Source organism: Desulfobulbus rhabdoformis, from assembly GCF_016919065.1.
GTDB lineage: Bacteria > Desulfobacterota > Desulfobulbia > Desulfobulbales > Desulfobulbaceae > Desulfobulbus > Desulfobulbus rhabdoformis.
Genome location: NZ_JAFFQA010000004.1, coordinates 152,330 through 173,257, shown reverse-complemented (window position 1 = coordinate 173,257; position 20,928 = coordinate 152,330). Strand labels below are relative to the sequence as shown.

The 20,928-nt window shown below is 49.7% G+C and carries 17 protein-coding genes and 1 tRNA gene; 12 read left to right on the top strand and 6 right to left on the bottom strand.

The annotated features are described in order from the left end of the window. The first annotated feature begins 277 nt into the window (after window positions 1-277). Entirely contained in the window at window positions 278-1,393 is a 1,116-nt protein-coding gene (locus JWJ90_RS03550; protein WP_205225817.1) for a tRNA-queuosine alpha-mannosyltransferase domain-containing protein, read from the top strand. Window positions 1,394-1,688: 295 nt separating this feature from the next. After that, window positions 1,689-2,921, top strand: coding sequence for a GGDEF domain-containing protein (locus JWJ90_RS03545; RefSeq protein WP_205225816.1), 1,233 nt, complete (start codon window positions 1,689-1,691; stop codon window positions 2,919-2,921). 515 nt (window positions 2,922-3,436) lie between these two features. Here the strand turns inward: JWJ90_RS03545 and JWJ90_RS03540 are convergent. Continuing rightward, complete coding sequence (locus JWJ90_RS03540; RefSeq protein ID WP_205225815.1) at window positions 3,437-3,643, bottom strand: TOBE domain-containing protein; 207 nt, start codon at window positions 3,641-3,643, stop codon at window positions 3,437-3,439. A gap of 611 nt (window positions 3,644-4,254) precedes the next feature. Then, window positions 4,255-4,330: transfer RNA gene (locus JWJ90_RS03535), tRNA-Ala, on the bottom strand. Window positions 4,331-4,676: 346 nt separating this feature from the next. On the opposite strand from JWJ90_RS03535, the gene JWJ90_RS03530 reads away from it, so the two are divergent. From JWJ90_RS03530 to rodA, 5 genes are all read left to right on the top strand, one after another. Continuing rightward, window positions 4,677-5,714: a rod shape-determining protein gene (locus tag JWJ90_RS03530; protein WP_275889057.1), complete on the top strand. Its 1,038-nt coding sequence runs from the start codon at window positions 4,677-4,679 to the stop codon at window positions 5,712-5,714. Between the two features lie 78 nt (window positions 5,715-5,792). Beyond that, a complete protein-coding gene (gene mreC / locus JWJ90_RS03525) occupies window positions 5,793-6,677 on the top strand; it encodes a rod shape-determining protein MreC (RefSeq protein WP_205225814.1) in 885 nt (294 codons plus the stop codon). A gap of 72 nt (window positions 6,678-6,749) precedes the next feature. Then, window positions 6,750-7,292, top strand: coding sequence for a rod shape-determining protein MreD (locus JWJ90_RS03520; RefSeq protein WP_205225813.1), 543 nt, complete (start codon window positions 6,750-6,752; stop codon window positions 7,290-7,292). Window positions 7,293-7,327: 35 nt separating this feature from the next. Further along, the gene (gene mrdA, locus JWJ90_RS03515) at window positions 7,328-9,331 is read left to right on the top strand and encodes a penicillin-binding protein 2 (RefSeq protein WP_205225812.1); all 2,004 of its coding nucleotides are present in this window, start codon (window positions 7,328-7,330) and stop codon (window positions 9,329-9,331) included. A gap of 33 nt (window positions 9,332-9,364) precedes the next feature. Further along, complete coding sequence (gene rodA / locus JWJ90_RS03510) at window positions 9,365-10,489, top strand: rod shape-determining protein RodA (RefSeq protein WP_205225811.1); 1,125 nt, start codon at window positions 9,365-9,367, stop codon at window positions 10,487-10,489. Between the two features lie 15 nt (window positions 10,490-10,504). Here the strand turns inward: rodA and hemH are convergent, their stop codons facing one another. Next, on the bottom strand, window positions 10,505-11,461 hold the full coding sequence (gene hemH / locus JWJ90_RS03505) for a ferrochelatase (RefSeq protein ID WP_205225810.1): 957 nt from the start codon (window positions 11,459-11,461) through the stop codon (window positions 10,505-10,507). 273 nt (window positions 11,462-11,734) lie between these two features. Here hemH and JWJ90_RS03500 point away from each other — a divergent pair, with 273 nt between their 5' ends. From JWJ90_RS03500 to JWJ90_RS03490, 4 genes are all read left to right on the top strand, one after another. Next, entirely contained in the window at window positions 11,735-12,277 is a 543-nt protein-coding gene (locus JWJ90_RS03500; RefSeq protein WP_205225809.1) for an HPF/RaiA family ribosome-associated protein, read from the top strand. Window positions 12,278-12,530: 253 nt separating this feature from the next. Further along, entirely contained in the window at window positions 12,531-15,215 is a 2,685-nt protein-coding gene (polA, locus tag JWJ90_RS03495; protein WP_205225808.1) for a DNA polymerase I, read from the top strand. Between the two features lie 542 nt (window positions 15,216-15,757). Further along, the gene (locus JWJ90_RS23495; protein WP_275889056.1) at window positions 15,758-15,880 is read left to right on the top strand and encodes a hypothetical protein; all 123 of its coding nucleotides are present in this window, start codon (window positions 15,758-15,760) and stop codon (window positions 15,878-15,880) included. Between the two features lie 25 nt (window positions 15,881-15,905). After that, the gene (locus tag JWJ90_RS03490) at window positions 15,906-16,289 is read left to right on the top strand and encodes a PilZ domain-containing protein (RefSeq protein ID WP_205225807.1); all 384 of its coding nucleotides are present in this window, start codon (window positions 15,906-15,908) and stop codon (window positions 16,287-16,289) included. Window positions 16,290-16,363: 74 nt separating this feature from the next. On the opposite strand, the gene JWJ90_RS03485 is transcribed toward JWJ90_RS03490, so the two are convergent. Next, entirely contained in the window at window positions 16,364-17,665 is a 1,302-nt protein-coding gene (locus JWJ90_RS03485; RefSeq protein ID WP_205225806.1) for a citrate synthase, read from the bottom strand. A 338-nt stretch (window positions 17,666-18,003) separates the two neighbouring features. Here JWJ90_RS03485 and JWJ90_RS03480 point away from each other — a divergent pair, with 338 nt between their 5' ends. Next, on the top strand, window positions 18,004-18,678 hold the full coding sequence (locus JWJ90_RS03480) for a hypothetical protein (protein ID WP_205225805.1): 675 nt from the start codon (window positions 18,004-18,006) through the stop codon (window positions 18,676-18,678). Window positions 18,679-18,703: 25 nt separating this feature from the next. On the opposite strand, the gene hflC is transcribed toward JWJ90_RS03480, so the two are convergent. Together hflC and hflK are read right to left on the bottom strand one after the other, a co-directional pair. Next, window positions 18,704-19,657, bottom strand: a complete 954-nt coding sequence (gene hflC, locus JWJ90_RS03475; protein ID WP_205225804.1) for a protease modulator HflC — start codon at window positions 19,655-19,657, stop codon at window positions 18,704-18,706. Between the two features lie 51 nt (window positions 19,658-19,708). Beyond that, window positions 19,709-20,824 (bottom strand): FtsH protease activity modulator HflK, encoded by a 1,116-nt coding sequence (hflK, locus tag JWJ90_RS03470; protein WP_205225803.1) that lies wholly within the window; start codon window positions 20,822-20,824, stop codon window positions 19,709-19,711. Between the last annotated feature and the right edge of the window lie 104 nt (window positions 20,825-20,928).

Here is a 20,928-nt window from a genome sequence, read left to right as displayed (position 1 = left end):
CACCGGTGAATGCTCACGAATTCAGATCAAAATCAGGCAAATGCTCGCAGCATAGGGGAGACTATCGGTTTACACATGAGGCTCCCCAAACCCAGGCTTACCGTTGAGGGTAAAAATCCGATCATGAGGTCGAATGTGGTGAAAAAACAAATATTGGCAATGCTTTCGAAGTAAAGATGCTTTCTATTTATGCACTTTCAAAGCATATTTGCAAATTATTTCAAGCAGTACACCGGCAACCTGCAGTAAGCGAAAACAAGGACATCTAAAAAACCGCATGAAGGAAAAACCACATTACCTCATCATCGAACCCTATTACGGGGGCTCACACAAAGCCTTCATCACCGGCCTAACCAAGGCTGTAGAAGGAACTTTTACCAGCTTCACCCTGCCGCCCAGAAAGTGGAAGCTTCGAATGCAGCTCTCTGCCCCCCATATGGCTGAAAAAATAATAGCAGCCAGAAAAAAGGGGGAGCACTTCGATGCGATTCTCACCTCAACCTTTATTGATGTCGCCGTTCTGCGCTCGATGCTTACTCAGGAGGGAATCTCCATTGCCCTTGGCATCTACTTCCATGAGAACCAACTGGCCTACCCTATTCGCCCGGAAGACACCGATCGGTACCAATTCGCAGCCATCAACTGCACCTCCGCCCTCTGTGCCGATGCGGTGGCGTTTAATAGTAGGTACAACATGGAAAGTTGCCTGCAGGGGATAGAGCGATTCACCCAAAAGGCAGCGGACTTCCCCTTACCGAATCTTGTTGAGCAGATTCGCTCAAAATCATGTGTGCTCTATCCAGGGATGGATTTCTCCGGCATAGTCTCTGCTGAGAAAGCCAACCTGCGTACCCAAGAGAAACCGCCGGCGATTGTCTGGAATCATCGCTGGGAGCATGATAAAAATCCCGAGGAATTTTTTGCTGCCCTTTTCGAGTTGCAGGAAAGTGGGAGAGACTTTCAACTCATCATTGTGGGCGAGTCGTTTCGCAACCATCCCGCCATCTTTGATCGTGCCCAAAAAAAATTGGCTGGACGCATACTCCACTTTGGGTATTGCCCTCGCAAAGAGGAATATTTTTCTCTGCTGGCTCAGGGAACGATTATTGTCTCGACAGCCTTTCATGAATTTTTTGGCATGAGTGTTCTTGAAGGAGTTCGTGCAGGGTGCTGGCCGCTTGTCCCCGACCGTCTGTCTTACCGGGAACTTTTTCCCAAACAATATCGGTATGCAACCGGACAATTGAAAAAATCACTGGCAAAATTGTTGGATACGAAGGCACGAATGGCGGAGCAAGAGAGAAAACAGCTAACAGAGGCCTACTCGTGGACACAAATGCGGGACGCGTATGAAGACTGGCTCAATCAGCTCAGAACCAAAAGCTCTCCATAAAAAATTTCGTTCCACACTCTCACCTGAAAAAGCGGTGGAGATTGCAGGGGGCCCCTATGCCAGAGCGGATTGAAGTTGTAGAATGCAGTTGAAAAATTCTACACTCTCATCGGAGTTCCGAGTGCCCCTTGAACAGGCTTTTCTGAATTGTTATTGAAACATTGCAAGACCTGGAAATATTCACAGCAAGTAACGACTTGTAAATATTATTTATTTTCCAAATGACTTCATTGACAATCACGAAAACTAGATTCAACAGACACAGTTGAGACAACGCAAATAAAGCAGGCTTTGCATGATGAAACGAGAAAAAATAAAGATGCTGTCAGCGATTGTTTTTACGCTGTTGGCTATGGGCATCTTTTCTCTTTGGAGTTATTCTCGTGAAGAGGAACGTCTGATAGAACAGGTAGACAAAAGACTCTATTCGGCAGCAGTGGCAGTTCCTTTTGTATTGGACAATGATTTCCATGACCGTGCTGTAGATGCCCAAAGCATCACCACTGACGAAGATCAGCGCAACATTGAAAACCTTTCAAAGCTTAACAACCGTCTTGGCACTAAATTTCTTTACAGCGTCGTGCGTGGTCGCGACGGTACCTACCGTCTAAGTAGTTCAAGTGCTCTCAAGAAAGAGTTGAAAACAAAGAAAGAGGTTCGATATTTCAGTCCTTACCCTGATGTGAGCATCATGATGAAACAGAGTTTTGAAGCGTCCGCTACAAATTTCAGCCACCGTAACGATGTTTATCATGAGTTCTATGTGCCGATTTTCAGTGATCGCTGGGGTACTTATCGCTCAATTTTTATCCCCATGCGTTCTCCTTCCGGGAACGCTTATATGGTTGGCGCGGATATTGACATTTCGCACGTCAAAACACTGCTGCGAAAGAATATTCTGGACACCATACTGACTTTTCTTTTTTTCACTTTGGCCATTTTGCCCATTGTTTACGCCTACATCAGCATGCTCAGGCAGAAAAATCGAGAGTATCTACGGGTGCATCGCCTCTATCTCGACCAATCAAAGCGTTCCGTCACCGACCCGCTTACACAGATTTACAATCGCTCCAAGCTTGACGAAGAGCTTGAAGTCGCTCTTCATCTTTTTCATAAACACGGTCGCATTTTCTCCCTGCTGATGGCAGATCTCGACTATTTCAAAGCTGTCAATGACAGTTACGGGCACCAAGTGGGAGATAGCGTTTTGCAGGAAATCGCCAAGCTATTGACCCAATCGTCGCGTTCAGCGGATATTGTGGGGCGCTGGGGAGGTGAGGAATTCATGATAATCTGTCTGGATATCGATTTAAATGGCGCATACAGTCTTGCCGAAAAACTGCGTAAACTGATAGAAATTTATTCCCTCGCGCATCCTTATGGTATCAGTGCGAGCTTTGGCGTGGCAGAGCCGCGTTCCAACGAGGAGTTGCCCCAACTGTTGAAGCGGGTAGATGAAGCCCTGTATACAGCTAAACGTATGGGCCGCAACCGAACGGTAAAAGCGAACGGGCACACACTCGGGTGAGCATCAACTCCCCTCAATCCCTCTTCATGGGGGGATCTCATTTTCCTTACAAGTGGGACCACATCTTTAGCCAGGGCTGTTGAGTATCTGTTGAGGGCGTAGAGACCTGCATAGAGGCCAGCAACAAACACCTTTAGGGGATGATAATTTGGGACAGTTCACCCGAGGCGTGGCACACGCCTCACCACAAAGCCCCAGGCGGTAAACCGGTCCAAGATTTGACGATCCGCCGCATATCCTCCCGGTAGCCTTCATCCTCGAGAGACTCCACCATCTTCACCACCTCACGGTGCAGGCCGCGGCCAACGAGTAGTTCAATGGGGCCATGCCCATTACGGCAGGAAAGATTCCTTGAATCAGACCTTGGGGAGAAAATGACAAAGAACCTAAGACAAGCTCTCCATTATCCTTTGCATAAAAAAGAGGAGGCAACGAAATGTCACCTCCTCCAAAGAACAGCTAAAACAACTCACCCCCCTATCCATCAATGGGATAGATAATGGGTGTGAGGTTATTTAAGCGTTAACCATAACGCTGGTAGCCTTGATAACAACTTCAATATCCTTGCCTGCAGCCAGTCCCAGACGATCAACAGAGCTGGTTGTAATTGCGGAAACTACCTCTACCCCAGGTGCAACCTCAATGGCTACCTCAGCCATGACCTGGCCTTTTTTCACATCTTTGACTTTTCCCTTCAAAAGATTACGTGCACTAAGAGCCATTGTACTTCTCCTTAAAGCAATAATAAAAAAAAATTACGCCACTTTGTGGGTAGCGCTGTAATGCCATAACTATGCGGCTAATATTATAATTCGTCAAGAAAATACTGTTATTTTATGTCGTAATAACGGTTATTTAAGCGCACAAGGTGGTATCTTTATTCCGAAATAGAACAACCCAACTTCTGGATATTCCATTAACATTTGCACCTTGGTTACAAAAACAAAAAGAGAAAAAAATCCTTATTAGCCACGATGCAAAATGATCGGCAAATTCAATAAGTTATCCAGAATTAATTGATACAAGTAATGATAAACAGTTTATTCTCTCTTAGCTGCACAAAGCGAATAAATAGTTCCCATCATCTCCATTCATGAATGAGTAGTTTTCTTGATCGTGTTTTGACTCACCAGTGAGAAACAAAGCGCTCTGTGATGTCCCAAAAAGCGGATGAGGGAATGAGAAAAGCCCCTTCCGGTTATCCGATCAAGGCTTGAAGCAAACTGCGAGGAATAGACGGTGTTGACGTTGAGGAATAAAAAAAATCGTCTACGATGCGTCTACGAAAACCAAAAAGGGGTTAACCCAAAATGAGTTAACCCCTTTATATAGTTGGTGGAGCTAAGCGGGATCGAACCGCTGACCTCTTGAATGCCATTCAAGCGCTCTCCCAGCTGAGCTATAGCCCCTTCGTTTTCGTGAAGAGGCATTTACCATGCTGACTGAGGGCTGTCAAGTTTTTCTCAAATTCTTTTTCAAGAAGGCACCATTGAGATTGCCAAGGGTGGGTTTGGTTGGTAATGTACCTCTTTTATTTTAGCCCTGAATCCGTGGCGATGGGACGTTTTTGTGGAATTTTTCGCTGAATCTGTAGCTACTTGGCGACAGACATGCCTTCCACCGACGCCCTACGCAGCACTCCCCTGTTGGCTCCTTGGATTCAGATCTGGTACATAGTTTTTCAACTCCTTTCGCCCAACATTTTTCAGCGCACACCATCCGCTGATACCTCTACTTATATAAGGTGATTTCGGAATGTTTTCTCCGTTTAATTTTTTATTTGGCTGGATGTCAAATGATCTGGCCATCGATCTCGGCACCGCCAACACAGTCCTCTACGTGAAAGGCAAAGGCATTGTTCTCCGTGAACCCTCAGTAGTTGCAGTACGCAAGGATTCCCGTGGCAGCCGGGTCCTCGCTGTTGGCCGTGAGGCCAAAGAGATGCTCGGCCGTACTCCGGGAAACATTGATGCCATTCGGCCGATGAAGGACGGTGTTATTGCCGATTTTGAAGTCACCGAAGCTATGCTGCGTTACTTTATTAATAAGGTGCACAACCGGCGTACCCTGGTGCATCCTCGTATTATCATCTCCGTCCCCTCCGGCATCACCCAGGTAGAAAAACGAGCGGTGCGCGACACGGCCGAATCTGCCGGTGCCCGAGAGGTTTACCTGATCGAAGAACCCATGGCCGCAGCCATCGGCGCCAACCTGCCCATTACCGAGCCAACGGCCAACATGATTGTTGATATTGGTGGCGGAACCACTGAGGTTGCGGTGATCTCCCTGGCAGGTATTGTGTATGCCAAATCCGTTCGCGTAGCGGGCGACAAGATGGATGATGCCATTTTGCAGCACATCAAACGGAAGCATAACCTGGCCATTGGCGAACGGACTGCAGAGCAGATTAAGACCACTATCGGCAATGTTATGCCGGAAGAGCCTTATGAAACCATGGAGATCAAGGGCCGTGACCTGGTCTCTGGGATTCCCAAAACCATCAGCATCACCTCCCACGAAATCCAGGCGGCCATCTCCGAACAGGTGGATGTTATAGTTGACGCAGTCCGCGTAGCCCTGGAGCAGACCCCCCCAGAGTTATCTGCCGATATTGTCGACTCGGGCATTGTGCTCACCGGCGGCGGTGCACTTTTGAAAAACCTGGATACCCGGCTTAAAACGGAGACCGGGATGCCGATCATCGTTGCCGAAGATCCACTGTCATCTGTGGTACTCGGATCCGGTCAGGCACTCGACAACATTGATATCTTACGTGAAATCGCCATCGACTAATCGTCAACAACTAAAGAAGCGATTTCACTTTCTATTCTTTTTTGTGAACTGTACCCGTAGGCTGCGCACCTTCTTCCCATGAAAAAAAAGAGCTCCAGAAAACGTCCCAGCCGTTTCAGGCTTTTCCGTGTCATCGTCCTGGCCGGAGTTCTCCTGACCCTGGCCCTGATTTTCCTCGTCTCCACCCTGGGAAGCCAGCAATTCGGTTCACTGCACAAACTGATCCTTGAGGCTGTTGGTCCACTGCAAAAAACGGTTTCCATCGGGAGCAGTACGGTGAATCGGTTCAAATCAGAATACGTGGATATTCTGCAGGACAGTCTTCGCCTGCGGGAAAAAAACAAACAGCTGGTCAAGCAACTCCAAGAAAACGAAATCAAACTCAACAGAAGCCGGGAGGCCATGGCCACCAATGCCAGCCTGCGAAAACTTCTGGAATTTAAAAACTCACTGGGTCAGCAATCAAAGCTTGCCGCCTCCATTATCGGCAAAGACCCCTCGACCATGTTTCGCTCGGTCATCATTGATCAGGGCTCCAATGCCGGGATCACCAAAGGCGACCCGGTGGTCAATGACGAGGGCGTCGTCGGTCAGGTGTTTGCTATCTCTCCCAACTATGCAAAAGTCCTGCTGGCCATTGCTCCCTCAAGCGCTATTGACGTACTCCTGCAGAAATCGCGCGTACGAGGCATCCTCAAGGGCGATGGAACCCTTACCTATCGGCTTGAGTATATTCTTAAAACAGCCGAAGTTCAGGAGGGCGAATATGTGGTCACTGCCGGTTATGGGGGCATCTTTCCCACCGGATTGCGTGTTGGTGTGGTCTCTGAAATAATCAGAAAACCTCGCGGCATGTTTCATGAGATCAAAGTGACCCCTTCCGTTGATTACCAAAAGCTCGAGCATCTGCTGATTCTTCACCAACCGAACCTGGCCGAAATAAAGCAGCTTGAGCAGCCCTAAACCTGGCACGCCAGTTTTTGTCTTCCATTGACACAACCCTTAGCCCTCTACCAGAAGGGGATACCTTGAGGCATGATTGTCATTAATTTTATTGTAGTCGGCCTACTGTTGGTCATCGCGCAGACAACGGTTTTCATGCCCCAGGTAGACTGGCTCCCCGCCCCTGATTTCTATTTTGTTCTTGTGGCCTTTCTTGCCTACCGCCTTGAGTTGATTCACTGCTTGCTCATTCTTTTTCCCTTGGCCTGTTTCCTTGATGTACTCTGTGGAACAGTCCTTGGCAGTTACGCATTGATCTGCTTCAGCGGCTTTTTCTTATTAAAAACCGCCAATGAAAAACTACCGATCAGAGAGCCCTTATATCAAATTCCGCTCATCGGACTGGTTTACCTGGCTGTGCATTATTTGGTGTATCAATTGTTGAATTTCTTACAGCCCGACCATCTCGTCCCCTGGTCTTGGTCGCCGATGTGCATCCGTACCCTTTTGGTTATGCTGCTCGCCTATCCGTTTTTCTTCTTTTTTGAAAAGGTGCGCACATTTTCAGTAAGCAATCTTCTCCCCTGGAACCGCATACGCCTGCGCACAGATAACAGGCGAAGACGGCGCACCTGATTTCCTTTTTATGATGTGTTCACGAGGCATAGACTGTGGCAAATCTCTACGGAGCCGATAAAAGCCCTATTAGAAAACAAAACCGTCGTCGGACGGAATCACTGCTCGACACGGAGAAGCGACGAGAGGTACGAAGCGCCCGACTCGCCCCGCGCGATGAAAATGATCTTAGCGGTTACAAGAAAAAGGCATTGTATAGCTGCATCATCGTCATTTTCTTTTTCTCCGTTATCATTACTCGGCTCTGGTTCCTACAGATACAACAAGGCGAGGCTTTCTCGACCTTGGCGGACAATAACCGGGTCCGTTCAATTGAAATCGCTGCCCCCCGTGGCAATATCTATGATCGCAAAGGTAGAGAGCTGGTCACCAATCGCCCCTCGTTTAATGTGGTCTGGATGCGTGAGGATAATAAAATCAATGATGAGTGGTTAAAAAACCTCACGCAGATACTTGATGAAGACCCGTCTGTCCTCTTAGAAAAAATACGAAAAATGGCCAACACTCCAGGCCATCTACCGGTTCGCCTTGCCGAAGACATTGATTGGGAAACCGTTGCTCGTATTGAAAACAACCGGATGCACCTGCCTGAGATCAAGATTGAGGTCGTCCCGTTGCGTATTTACCACTACGGCAACATGGCCTCCCACCTGATTGGCTACATGGGCCAAGTGAACAAGGCAGAGCTGGACAAGGCAGAAGACGACCCTTTGAGCAAAGGGCATTACAAGGGAGGCGACCTTATTGGCAAGATGGGTCTGGAGCGATTACGCGAAATTGACCTGCGTGGCGAAAAGGGGCATCACAACCTGGAGGTCAATGCCCTGGGCTTTGAACAGGAAAACCTTAAGGGCGACGAGCCCCTTCCAGGCAACGACATAAAGCTGACTCTGGATGTTGAGTTGCAAAAAATTGCCGAAGAGGAGATGGCACTCAACCACTATGCCGGTGCAGTAGTCGCCATGGAAGCCAACACAGGGCGGGTTCTGGTCGCGGTCAGTTCACCAGAGCTGAATCTGGAAGAATTCGTTGGGGGTATCTCCCATAAGGCCTGGAATGCGATGCTCAATAACCCGCAGCATCCCCTGGTCAACAAGTTGGTCCAGGGCCAGTATCCACCCGGATCAACCTTTAAGCCGATCACCGCCTTTGCCGGTTTGGCCGAAGGAGTGATCACGCCGGAGACGAGTATTTACTGTCCAGGCTTTTATCGTTTTGGCAATCGTATTTATCGTTGCTGGAGACGGGTTGGCCACGGTGACGTCACCCTGAAACGCGCCTTGGCCGAATCCTGCGATGTTTACTTCTACCAGACAGGGCAAAGGCTTGGCGTCGACAGACTGGCCCGCTATGCCAAAATGTTTGGCCTGGGCTCTCGTACCGGCATTGAGATGGAACACGAGAAGGCAGGCCTCGTCCCCTCGACCCAATGGAAGAAAAAACGCTACGGCAAGAAATGGCACGAGGGGGAAACCCTGTCGGTGGCCATTGGCCAGGGCTATGACCTCACTACCCCCTTGCAGATTGCCCAGATGACGTCGGTCGTCGCCAATGGCGGCACCCTCTATAAACCTAGCCTGGTAGAGGAGATCATCGACCCAGACGGCGAGACAGTCAGCCAGTTTACGCCGGAAATCATCTCCCGCATCACTGGGCAGGGCCAGAACCTCAGACTCATCCGTGAAGGGATGGTGGAGGCGGTCAACGCCAAACGAGGCACCGGACGCGAGGCGCGACTTGGCGTGTCTGGCCTTCTGGTCGCGGGAAAAACCGGTACAGCCCAGGTGGTGCGTCTGGCGCAATACCGACACCTCAAAGAGGAAGATATTCCCTATGAGTACCGGGACCACGCCTGGTTTACCTGTTTTGCCCCGGCGATTAACCCTGAAATAGTGGTCACAGTCCTGGTTGAACACGGACTCCATGGTGGCTCGACATCAGCCCCCATTGCTGCAAAAATATTAAAGAAATACTTTGAAGACCGGATAAAAGTTTTAAAAATTGCCGAGCAACAGGCGACCTCAGATCTCAGTCACTAACCCCTCCTCCCATGCATAACAAGAGAGATGATCATGCTCCAATTTGACCGAAGACTTCTCCAACATTTTGACTGGGTCATGCTGCTTATGCTGCTGCTGGTGGGCTCCATGGCTTTGACTAACCTGTACAGCTCCACCTTTATAACGGATACCGGGCCTTCCTCGACTTTTTACAAACAGGGATTTTTTTATGCGGTGGGGTTGGCACTGCTTTTTATTTTGCTGGTGATTGATTACCACCGTATCGCCAAGCTGGGTTATGCCTTTTACGGGATCATACTTATCCTGCTCACCTATACCCTTTTTTTTGTGAAGGCCATTGCCGGATCGCAGCGATGGATTGACCTGGGTTTTTTCAACCTGCAGCCCTCGGAGCCCGCTAAACTTATCCTCATTTTGGTACTGGCCTCCTGCTATGCCACCATGAATGTCCCCGGAGGCTACAGGCTGCGGGACTTACTTAAACCGATTTTGTTAACCGCCCTGCCCTTTGTCTTGATCCTGAAGCAACCGGATCTGGGCACCGCATTGATCTGTGCGATTATCTTTGTCTCCATGACACTGTATGTCCGGCTTCGCTGGTCTACCCTGGCGCTGCTCAGTGGTGCAGGATTGAGTTGCGCATTTATCGGCTGGAAATTTTTGCTCAAGGATTATCAACGCAAGAGAATCGAGACCTTTCTCAACCCGGAAGCCGACCCCATGAACCATGGGTACCAGATCATGCAATCAAAGATCGCGGTGGGCAGTGGCAAAGTCTTTGGCAAGGGGTTCATGGAAGGAACCCAAGGGCATCTTCATTTTTTACCGGAACGACATACGGACTTCGCCTTTTCCGTATGGGGGGAGGAATGGGGATTTGCTGGATCGCTCTTTTTTCTCAGCTGTTATTTTTTTATGCTGGTCTGGGGGCTGAATGTGGCCATGTCAGCCAAAGACAAGTTCGGTTCTATCCTTGCCTTTGGCTGTACGATGCTCATTTTTTGGCAAGCGGTGATCAATTTGTTTATGATCATGGGGTTTCTGCCCGTGGTTGGCGTGCCCCTGCCCCTGTTCAGTTACGGCGGTTCCTCACTGCTCACCAACCTGCTTGCTATCGGCATTATTATGAATGTGCGTATGCGGAGCTTTACCCCGGATACGTCCAGCAATGTTTAATGCTCTCCCCTCGGTCTATGCACACTTTTCTCTAACCAGTGCGGCCAAAGAGGCAATAAATTGAGGATCCGCATTCAGAGCCCTCGTCAAACGAAAGCCCATCCCCAGATTCTCGGCCAATTGTCGATACTCAATATCGATTTCGTACAAGGTCTCCACATGATCAGAGACAAAGGAAATGGGGACGACCAGGATGTTCTTCCCTCCCTGCGTTGCAATAGCCTCAATAACCTCAGGCAGGGCTGGACCAAGCCATTGAACGGGGCCACTGCGGCTCTGGTAGCATAACCTTCCCTGCACCTTGGTTTGTGCCTCAAGAGCTGCGATAGTCTGCTTTAGATGTTCCACATAAGGATCCCCCTCTTCAATAAACTGAACAGGCAGACTGTGGGCCGAATACACGAGTTCGACTTCTGCACCGGCAAAGGATGCAATCCCCTCTGTAATGCGGGTGGCCAGGGCAGCAATAAACTCCGTTTGCTCCGGCCAGGCCTCAATCACCTCAAGTGGAAGCTGCAGCTGCATTCGGTTCATCTGCGCCTTGAGATCCGTCACAGATGAACCGGTGGTAGCGATGGAATAATGGGGATACAGGGGAAGCGCTATCAACCGGTCGACACCAGCCTCACGCATTTGTGCAAGTGCCTCGCCTGCAAAGGGGTGCCAATAGCGCATACAGGATCGGACAATAAACGATCCAGCTGGGGTAAGCGCATCCTCAAGAGCACGTGCCTGCTCTTCTGTTTTGGCCCGAATCGGCGATCCCCCACCTATTTTTGCATAGTTGGCCCTGCTTTTTGGAGCCCGGCGGGTGGCAATGATACGGGCAATGATTTTTTGCATGAAGGGGGGACCGAGCCGAATAATGTCACGATCAGAAAACAAATTCAGCAAAAAAGGACGCACATCCTCTGGCCGCTCCGGACCACCAAGATTCAACAGTAAAACACCTATTTTCTCTTGCGTATTCATACCATTACCTTACTCTCTCCTTAAATTTTACAGGAAGAAATACCCTGCCCCCCTTGATTTCCCATTCGGGCAATGCCTATAATTAAGTCATGTCCAAGCGGTTTCCTTTCCCCAACAGTATCTCAGTGAGCCCCCTGCTCACGTTTTCCCCAACCCAACGCTATCGGATTGCGCAGGCAGAGCATTAATCCGAAAAACCTCCCAGGAAATCGCTGCCTGTTTCACTAGGGAGCGGCATAGGGTCGCTGCCGCCGTTCACATCGGAGGATGTATATGGAATTGAAAATCGAGGCCAAAAATCTTGACATACGAAAGAGCTGGCAGGAAAAGATTGAGGAAGAGCGAAATCGGCTCATCCGCCATTATGCGAATTTCGTCCTCCATTTACGCGTTACTATTGAAGCAACACCGGGGTATAAAGAAGGGGGTCATGAGATCCGTCTGGTTGCTTCAGTGCCCAACGATACGGTCGCAGTCAAGCGCTGGGGTGAAAATGTCCGCAGCCTGCTGACCGAATCTTTTGACGTTTTAAATAAACAACTCAAAGAAATAGTCAAAAAGAAACAAAAACATAAATCAGATAAAATTGCATCAGCGATCGTTAACGGGCAGAGTTCGGGAACTGTTCGCAAAATTGTCCCGGCTGAATCCTATGGTTTTATCGTTACCCATGATCAGCTTGATGTTTTTTTCCATGCGAACTCACTCAAAGACGTTGCTCTGGATGATCTCACCGAAGGGGATAACGTACTTTTTTCCATGGAAGAGGGGGATAAAGGACTCCAGGCGACCTGGGTGCGGCTTGGAGCCGCCTGATCCCAGGCGAATTCCCTGAGAGCTGAGCCACAGCGCTTACCTCCCCCACGACCCTGCCTGCGGGCAGGGTTTTTTTTATGCTTTTTGCTCCCTTTCTTTCTCTCCTGTAGGCTTACGATCCTTTCTTATGAAAATTCTCCTTGGTCTGGCCTTCAGCAGTGTGTACAAAGACAGGGAGATTCTTGCGGCAATCCGTGGCAGTCGCCACTGGTGCCTCCCCTTACCCATCCAGACCCATTAGCCCATCACGCCCATGACCCAGCCAGAACTTTACCTGATCGACGGAAGCGCCTATATTTACCGAGCCTACCATGCCATTAAGCCTCTTTCTAACTCACAGGGCTTACCCACGCATGCGGTCTTTGGCTTCATCTCTATCCTGCGGCGGCTGATCAATGAGCGTAATCCCAAGTACCTGGCCATTGCCTTTGACACCAGAGGCCCTGTTTTTCGTCACCGCCTCTACGAGCAGTACAAAGCCAACCGCCCCCCCATGCCCGAGGATCTGGCTGCACAGATTCCTTATATTCGTAAACTTGTGGAAGCCTACCGCATTGCCAACCTGGAGGATGATGACCAGGAAGCCGATGACATGATTGCCTCTGCCACCAAAAAGATGGTTGATCAGGGGTACAAGGTGGTCATTGTCTCAGGCGACAAAGATCTTCTTCAGCTGGTGGCTCCCAATGTCAGCCTTTGGGACCCGATGAACAACCGATTGATGGATGAGGCCGCTGTGCAGGAGAAATATGGTCTCCCACCATCCGAGCTGCTGGATTATTTTGCCCTTACGGGAGACAGTGCAGATAATATTCCCGGCGTTCCGGGGGTTGGTCCCAAGACCGCTCAAAAATTTATCAGCGAGTATACAAATCTGGAAGGATTGTATGCGGTGGCCGATCAACTCAAAAAAACCAAGACCAACCAACGTGTTCTCGACAATAAAGAGCAGGCCTTCCTCTCCCGCGACCTGGTTCGACTCAACGAATCCGTCGCCGTCCCGGAGGATATCCATCACTACCTTTATCAGGAACCAGATGGGGTCCGTTTACGCGAGCTGCTCACCGAGCTTGAATTCCATTCACTGTTGCAGGAGGAAAACACCGCCAGCAAGGTGGACACTTCCGATTTTCAACTGGTCCAAGACAAAGATAGCCTGGCAACGCTTGCAGAACGGCTTGCGGACGTTGCTCTGTTTGCCCTGGACACGGAAACCGACTCACTCGACACCCTGTGTGCCAACCTGGTGGGTATATCGATTGCAACCGATGACGGTGCGGCCTGGTACATTCCCTGCGGCCACCGTACAGAAGCAGGGGAACGTGTTGCTGCTCAGCTGAGCAGGGAAGAGATCGTCGCTACGCTTGGTCCCGTTTTGAGCACCTCTTCGGCGCTTAAAATCGGCCACAACCTTAAATTTGACCTGGCAGTCCTTGCCGCCCCCCACAATGGCGGAATCCAGCTTTCCAGCCCCTTGTACGACACCATGATAGGAGCCTGGCTGCTTGAACCCGATCGGCGCTCTTACAAGTTAGATGACCTCTGCCTGGAAATTGGCCTGCAGATGACCTCCTTTGCCGAGGTAACGGAGAAAGACAAAAAGCCCGACGCTTTCTGCAGGGTGGCGCTCGATGCGGCGGCTGACTATAGCTGTGAGGACGTGTTTGCCGCGATCCAACTCTATAAACACCAGCAGCCACAGCTTGATGCCGCCAGCCTTGAGGGACTCATGGAAGAGGTGGAGGGCCCTCTGATCCCCGTACTGCACGTCATGGAGAGGACCGGTATCCTGGTGGATGGCGAACAACTGCAGCGACTTTCCCAGGAATTCGGCCAGCGACTCGAAGCCTTTGAAGCATCCATCTATGCAAGCGCCGGCACGGAATTCAACATCAACTCTCCCAAACAGCTGGGCGAGATTCTCTTTGAGCGGTTGCAGTTGCCCAAAGGACGCAAAACCAAAACCGGCTGGTCAACCGATGTCAAGGTACTTGAACGCCTCAGCAAAGACCACGAGTTGCCAGCGCTCATTCTTCAGTACCGCAACCTGGCAAAGCTTAAATCCACCTATATCGATAAACTGTCGAGCCTGCAAAACCCACTGACCGGTCGCGTTCACACCTCTTTTAATCAATGCGGCACTGCAACCGGACGCCTGAGTTCCAGCAATCCCAACCTGCAAAATATCCCCATTCGCACGGAAGAGGGGCGCCGTATCCGCTCGGCCTTTGTTGCAGCTCCTGGCTGTTCACTGCTGGCTGCGGATTACTCGCAAATCGATCTTCGAGTCATGGCCCATTACAGCCAAGACACGGCACTGACGGCTGCGTTCCAAAATGGGCAGGATATTCATCGGCGCACAGCGGCGGAAATTTTTTTCGTGGCCCCAGAACTGGTCACTGCTGAGATGCGCCGGGTTGCCAAAACCATCAATTTCGGCATTGTCTACGGCATGTCAGCCTTTGGCCTCTCCACTCAACTCGAGATCAGTCGCAAAGAGGCACAGACCTTTATCGATCGTTACTTCGCTCATTTTTCCGGAATTAAGGAGTTTATGAAATCAGCTGTCGCCCAAGCCAAACAGGATGGGTATGTCACCACACTATTGGGGCGACGACGCCCCCTACCTGATATCAACAGCAGCAACCGCATGCAGCGAGAGTTTGCCGAACGCACCGCAATCAATACCCCAATCCAGGGAACTGCCTCGGATATCATCAAACTTGCTATGTTACGCATTCATCGAGAACTCCAGCACCTTGAATTACAATCACGTATGCTCCTGCAGATACATGATGAGCTTGTGCTCGAAGTTCCGCACGATGAAATTGAACAGGTAACACACCTGCTCAAAGAACATATGGAGTCTGCCCTGAGTTTACGGGTTCCCCTTAAGGTCCATCTCAGTTGCAGTCAGAGCCTGGAAAAAGAAGATTGACTTTCCAGGGCCCGATTGCTCTGCGCATCAGCTCCCCCGGTGAAAAAACAAAAGGGGCAACACCATAACGATTTGAAAATACTCAATAAAAATAAAAAAAGCATCGACGATCAAGCTGCAAAGGCAGAATCGTCTTTTTTGTCGGCAAAAAAACGGAAATCGACAGAACATTCTCCGAAAAAACGGAAATCGACAAGACGAAATCGTACTTCCACCTCAATTCGTGAACATTCATCGGGCCTCAGCTTCCATGTTTGTGACATACCGATTAAAGTCAACTTTATCGACCTGTTACGAACAATGAAGCTGGTCTGCGCTGGAACATCTCAGCGACGACGGGTGAAGTTGAACAACAGATGAATTTGTTTAAAAATCTTTGTCTCATCAATAGGGTACGTTATTCAGTGCCCCCCGCCGTCACCGATTCAGATCCCAACTAAACAAGGTTACCTTTTCGCTTTAAAAACGCCCCTCCCCCCCAAACAAAACGGCATACTATTTGCTTTGATAAAAGTAACTGTTTGAGTCGTGGAGGGAACGTTATGAGTACGAGAGAAGCCATCCGAATCCTGATGTTAAGCCCGATCTATTTTCGTTTACGCCCCATGCAACGCTGGCAGCTTGTCCAAGAATACTGCAGGCAATTTGCAGCCTGTAAACGATAAGATAGAACGCGATTGATGCATCAAAATGGTCGATACCAATACCAAACAGCTGCCTAACGGTAGAGAGCGGAGACAACATACGCGGCACCCGGCCCACCCGGATGTGCTGGCGTTTGTCGGTACAGAGCCAGGCGGGCTCATAGACATAAGCGAGGGTGGCCTTGCAGTGCGCTTTGTCTCCATGCAGACAAAACATTCTTTTCCTCTGGAGCTGGATCTCTTTTACCCGGAGACCAACCTCTATCTGCAGAACCTACCAGTGGCCGTGGTCAATGAAATCACCTCCACACCGCATTCTATGTTCAGCACGCTCACCTCTAGGCGGTACTGCCTCCAATTCGGGCCGCTCTCCAACCAACAGCAGGCCCTTGTCCGCCATTTTATCGAAAATTGCCGTTTAGAGAATTAGTGAGCAAATTCGCGTCAATAAAAAAGGCCGCACCAAAATGGTGCGGCCTTTTTTATTGAGAGTAACCGAGTTAATTACAATCGTTCACAGAGGGGGACAAATTTACGGGCAGGCGCGCCAACATAGATCTGACGCGGGCGACAAATTTTCGTATCTTGATCTTCACGCATTTCCCGCCATTGGGCAATCCAGCCGGGAAGACGGCCCAGGGCAAACATGACTGTAAACATATTGGTGGGGATGCCAAGCGCCCTGTAAATGATGCCGGAGTAAAAATCGATATTCGGATAGAGATGACGACTGACAAAATAATCGTCCGTCAAGACAATGTCTTCAAGATTACGAGCAATTTCCAGCAACGGATCCTTCACGTTTAGGACATCCAGGATACCATCGCAGGCCGCCTTGATAATCTCCCCGCGAGGATCATAGGTTTTATAGACCCGATGACCAAAACCGGAAAGCCTAAACGGATCATTTTTATCCTTGGCTTTGGCGATGTACTTCTTATAATCGTTGTTATCCGCGTGGATCGCCTCCAACATTTCAATAACCGCCTCGTTGGCGCCTCCGTGCAACGGTCCCCAAAGGGCGTTGATTCCTGCAGAAATAGAAGCATAGAGATTGCCGCCGGCACTGCCCACCAGACGTACCGCCGAGGTCGAGCAGTTTTGCTCATGATCGGCATGCAGGATAAGCAGTTTGTTCAAAGCAGCAACCACCTCAGGCAGAACTATATACGGACGCACCGGTGTATCGAACATCATGTTGAGGAAGTTACCGCAGTAGGACAAATCATTACGCGGGTACACCAGCGGCTGGCCAATTGATTTTTTAAACGAGAAGGCAGCAATGGTTCGGATTTTTGAGATCAGGCGCGTCGCTGTCAGATCGATATTTTCCAGGGGATCTCCACTCATCTCCGGATAAAAGTTATGAAGACTGGTCACCATGGAAGACAGAATTGACATCGGTGAGGCATTGGGCGGGAAGTTGTCAAAAAAATGAATCATGTCTTCATGAATCAACGCCTGCTGCTCCAGCATAACCCGAAACGCCTCGAGTTCCTCACGATTTGGCAACTTATTATGAAGCAGCAGGTACGCAACTTCAATAAAAAGACATTTTTCCGCAAGATCTTCAATGGCATAACCACGGTAGCGTAGGATACCCTGCCCGCCATCGAGATAGGTGATCGTTGAGCTACAGGAGGCTGAATTTTTATAGCCGGTATCAAATACAGTATACCCGGTATCACGCAATAAATTACGGATGTCGATTGATTTATCCCCTTCTGTGCCCTCTAAAAGAGATAATTCATACGTTTTACCGTCAATTTTTAGGCTGGCCGTATTATTTTGATCGGTTTCAGACATTCAATAAATCCTCCTACAGAACTATGTCGAACTCCGGTGGGTAGTGGCAAACAGAAACAGATTGTTTCCTAAAAGTACCCTAAAGAGATGGAAAAACGATGCGTGGACCGGAATGGCCCATTAGAGTGTCGGTACAACAACCGCTCGTGCCACAGGGCAAATGAAAAGACGCCAACAGAGGTGCCTGGAGTCCGTACAGATTAACCAACAGTTCTTTTTACCGCATTTACTTTCAAAATTCAAGCAACCCACTTTTTTATCCGAACAGTCTATACACTGTACTCATTTTTTCTATACCACAGACAATTTCCCCCGCTTTTCCGATCGAGAGACAACGTATGCACAATGATTTAGAAAGACAGCGAAAAAACATCACCACAGCCATGGACTATGCCGTGCCGGAGGAATCGCGCGCCGAAGCAGAAGACCTCCTGGATATTTACCGTGATGATAGTATTGGCCTGACTCTACTCCTCGAGTTTTACAGCTACCTGCCTGAGGCCCGAGAAGACTGGATCCGCGAAATCCGTTTAGTCAAACGGCACCAAGGTATCTTTCTGCTGGCGGCACACACCCAGCACAACCACTATCTTTACCTGGTGTCCAGCGAGGGGATTGAGTTCCAGGGCAATTTAAAAGATGGTTTTCTTGTTCAAGAACTCATTGATTTCTTTGAATACGAAAGCGTCAAAGCCTTTATGGAAGCGTGCACGCCCTTTGAGAATTTGGCCATCTATGAGCCGCTACAAAACGACGCGGAAATCTGCCCGGCCTGTCATGCCGAAAACGGCGAAAACCATGAACTGGGTTGTCCGGTGGAGATCTGTCCCTGGTGTGGCGGACAACTGGTGCACTGTGATTGTCGTTTTGAAAAACTAGGACTGGATGCGCTCACCACAGAGGCGGAACTCACCCAGTTTGAAGTACTTTTAGAAGAGCGGGGGCGAATCCCCTACTCACCGGAACAGCGCCCGGCCTTTGCCGATGAAGGACCGGGCGTGTTCCTTGATTAAAAAAACGTAAATCTAGCAGCACGAACTACTTCGTGCTGCTTATGGGGTCCGTCGACTGCTTGAGATAACGCAACAGGTCCGCATCGGTGTTGAGTACCATGGAGGTGTTCCCCGCCAGTATCTTCTTATAACTCTCCAGGCTCTTGAGGAAGGCATAAAATTCGGGGTGAAGCGAGTAGCTCCCCGCATAGACCCTGGCCGCCTCAGCATCGGCTTTACCACGAATCTCGGTTGCCTCTCGATCGGCCTTCGACGTAATCTCCTGCAACTCACGATCAACACGCCCTAAGATCTCGGCTTTACGCCCCTCGCCGGTGGAACGTTTCTCCGCAGCGATTCTTTTTCGCTCGGATATCATTCGGTCATACACTTTCAACCGTACCGACTCGATGTAGTTGACCCGCTTAAACATGACATCCAAGAGTTCAATGCCGTACTGGGGAGTGATCTTGGAGGCCGCCTGCAGAACCAGCTCACTGATCTGATCACGGCCAACCTTGGGGGGCCCGAGGTTATCCCGCGATTGCATCTCAGCCACCATATAATCCGGCGACCAATCCGAGCTGCGAATAATCTCAATCAGGTTGTTTTTATTCACCAAGTCACGCACTGAACCGGCAATAATGTCGTTGAGCAGGGAGGCTGCCCGGCTTTCAGTCCCCACTGCCTGCAGGAATCGCAGCGGATTGGATATCCGCCAGCGGGCTGTATTATCCATATAGATAAAGGTTTTATCATTGGTGGGGATCTGATTCGGATCGCCGTCCCAGATCAATACGCGTTTATCAAAAAGCTGCACCACCTGAATAAAGGGGGTTTTGAATTTAAGCCCCGCCTCGCGCACGGGCTCCCCCACAGGCGCACCAAACTGGGTGATGACCGCCTGTTTCCCTTCGGGTACGATAAAAAAACCATCCCATACGGTCACACCAACCGCAATGAGAAGTATTGCTGCAAAAATCTGTAAAATCTTTGTCATAGCTCTTAGTCTCTTAGAGAAAACGGATGTTTGCTGTATCTACTCGCCTCATTATTTCGCGGTACCAGTCGAAGAAAACGGAGGCCTCTTGGTCAGATCAAAAAGCGGCAAAAGATTCTGCTGACTTTGATCAAGAATATACAGATGCTCTACCTGAGGGAGAATATCTTCCATGGTCTCCAGATACATACGTTGGCGCGTCACCTCTTTGGCCAAAAGATATTCTTTGACAATGGAGTTAAACCGATTGGTCTCACCATTGGCCCGATTGATCCGTTCAGCGGCATAGCCTTTCGCAGCTTCAACAATTTGTTTTGCCTTACCTCGGGCCTTGGGGATGACCTTGTTATAGGTTTCCTCGGCCTCGTTCACCAGACGTTTCATATCCTGATCGGCAACATTAACCTCATTAAAAGCTGGCTTCACCGGTTCCGGCGGGTTGATATCAAGCAGCTGCAAGGTCACGATAACGATGCCACAGTTGAGTCGGTCCATCTGATCCTGCAACTCACGTTTGGCATTGGCAGCCAGAATCTCACGATTACTGAGCACGTAGTCAAAATCCATATTCCCGACGATGCGGCGCGTGACGGTCTCGGAGGCATCACGAACAGCCTGGGCGACATCCCGTACTTCAAAAAGGAATTTCACAGGATCATTGACCTTGTACTGGACAATCCAGGCGACCTCAATAACGTCCTTGTCGCCGGTCAGCATCAGGGATTCCATGTCATAGCCCTTGCGGTCAAAGGAGGCACGAAACCCTGGGGAACGAGTACGAAAGCCAAACTCCTCCTTGCGTACGTTCTCCACATCCACCTTGGTCAACTCTTCCAGGTATGGAATCTTGAAATGCAGTCCGGGCTGGGTGGTTCGCACGTATTGACCAAACCGCAGAACAATACCGACTTCACCGGGCTTAATGGTGAAAAAGCTTGAAAAGGCACCCTGAAGAAGGATAACGGCCAGAGCTACGGCCAAAAGCTTACTGAATCCGGCAAAAAAACTGCTCGGCTGCCCTGGTGGTTGCGTGCCTCCTCCCTGGCCTTCCTCATCCTCTTTTCCAGCAAAGGAGTCTCGAATTTTTTGCAAAAGGGCGGCTAGAATATCCTCCGGTCCAGAGGGTTTCTTCTTCTGGCCCCAGGGGGGTTGTTCATTCATTGGCATGAAAACAGCTCCAGTTAGGGTATGTTTTTATGGGAAGGAAAGAAACAGGAAGACCATACGGATCAGAGCATCTTCCCCTTATACAGTGGTGACTACCTTATGCA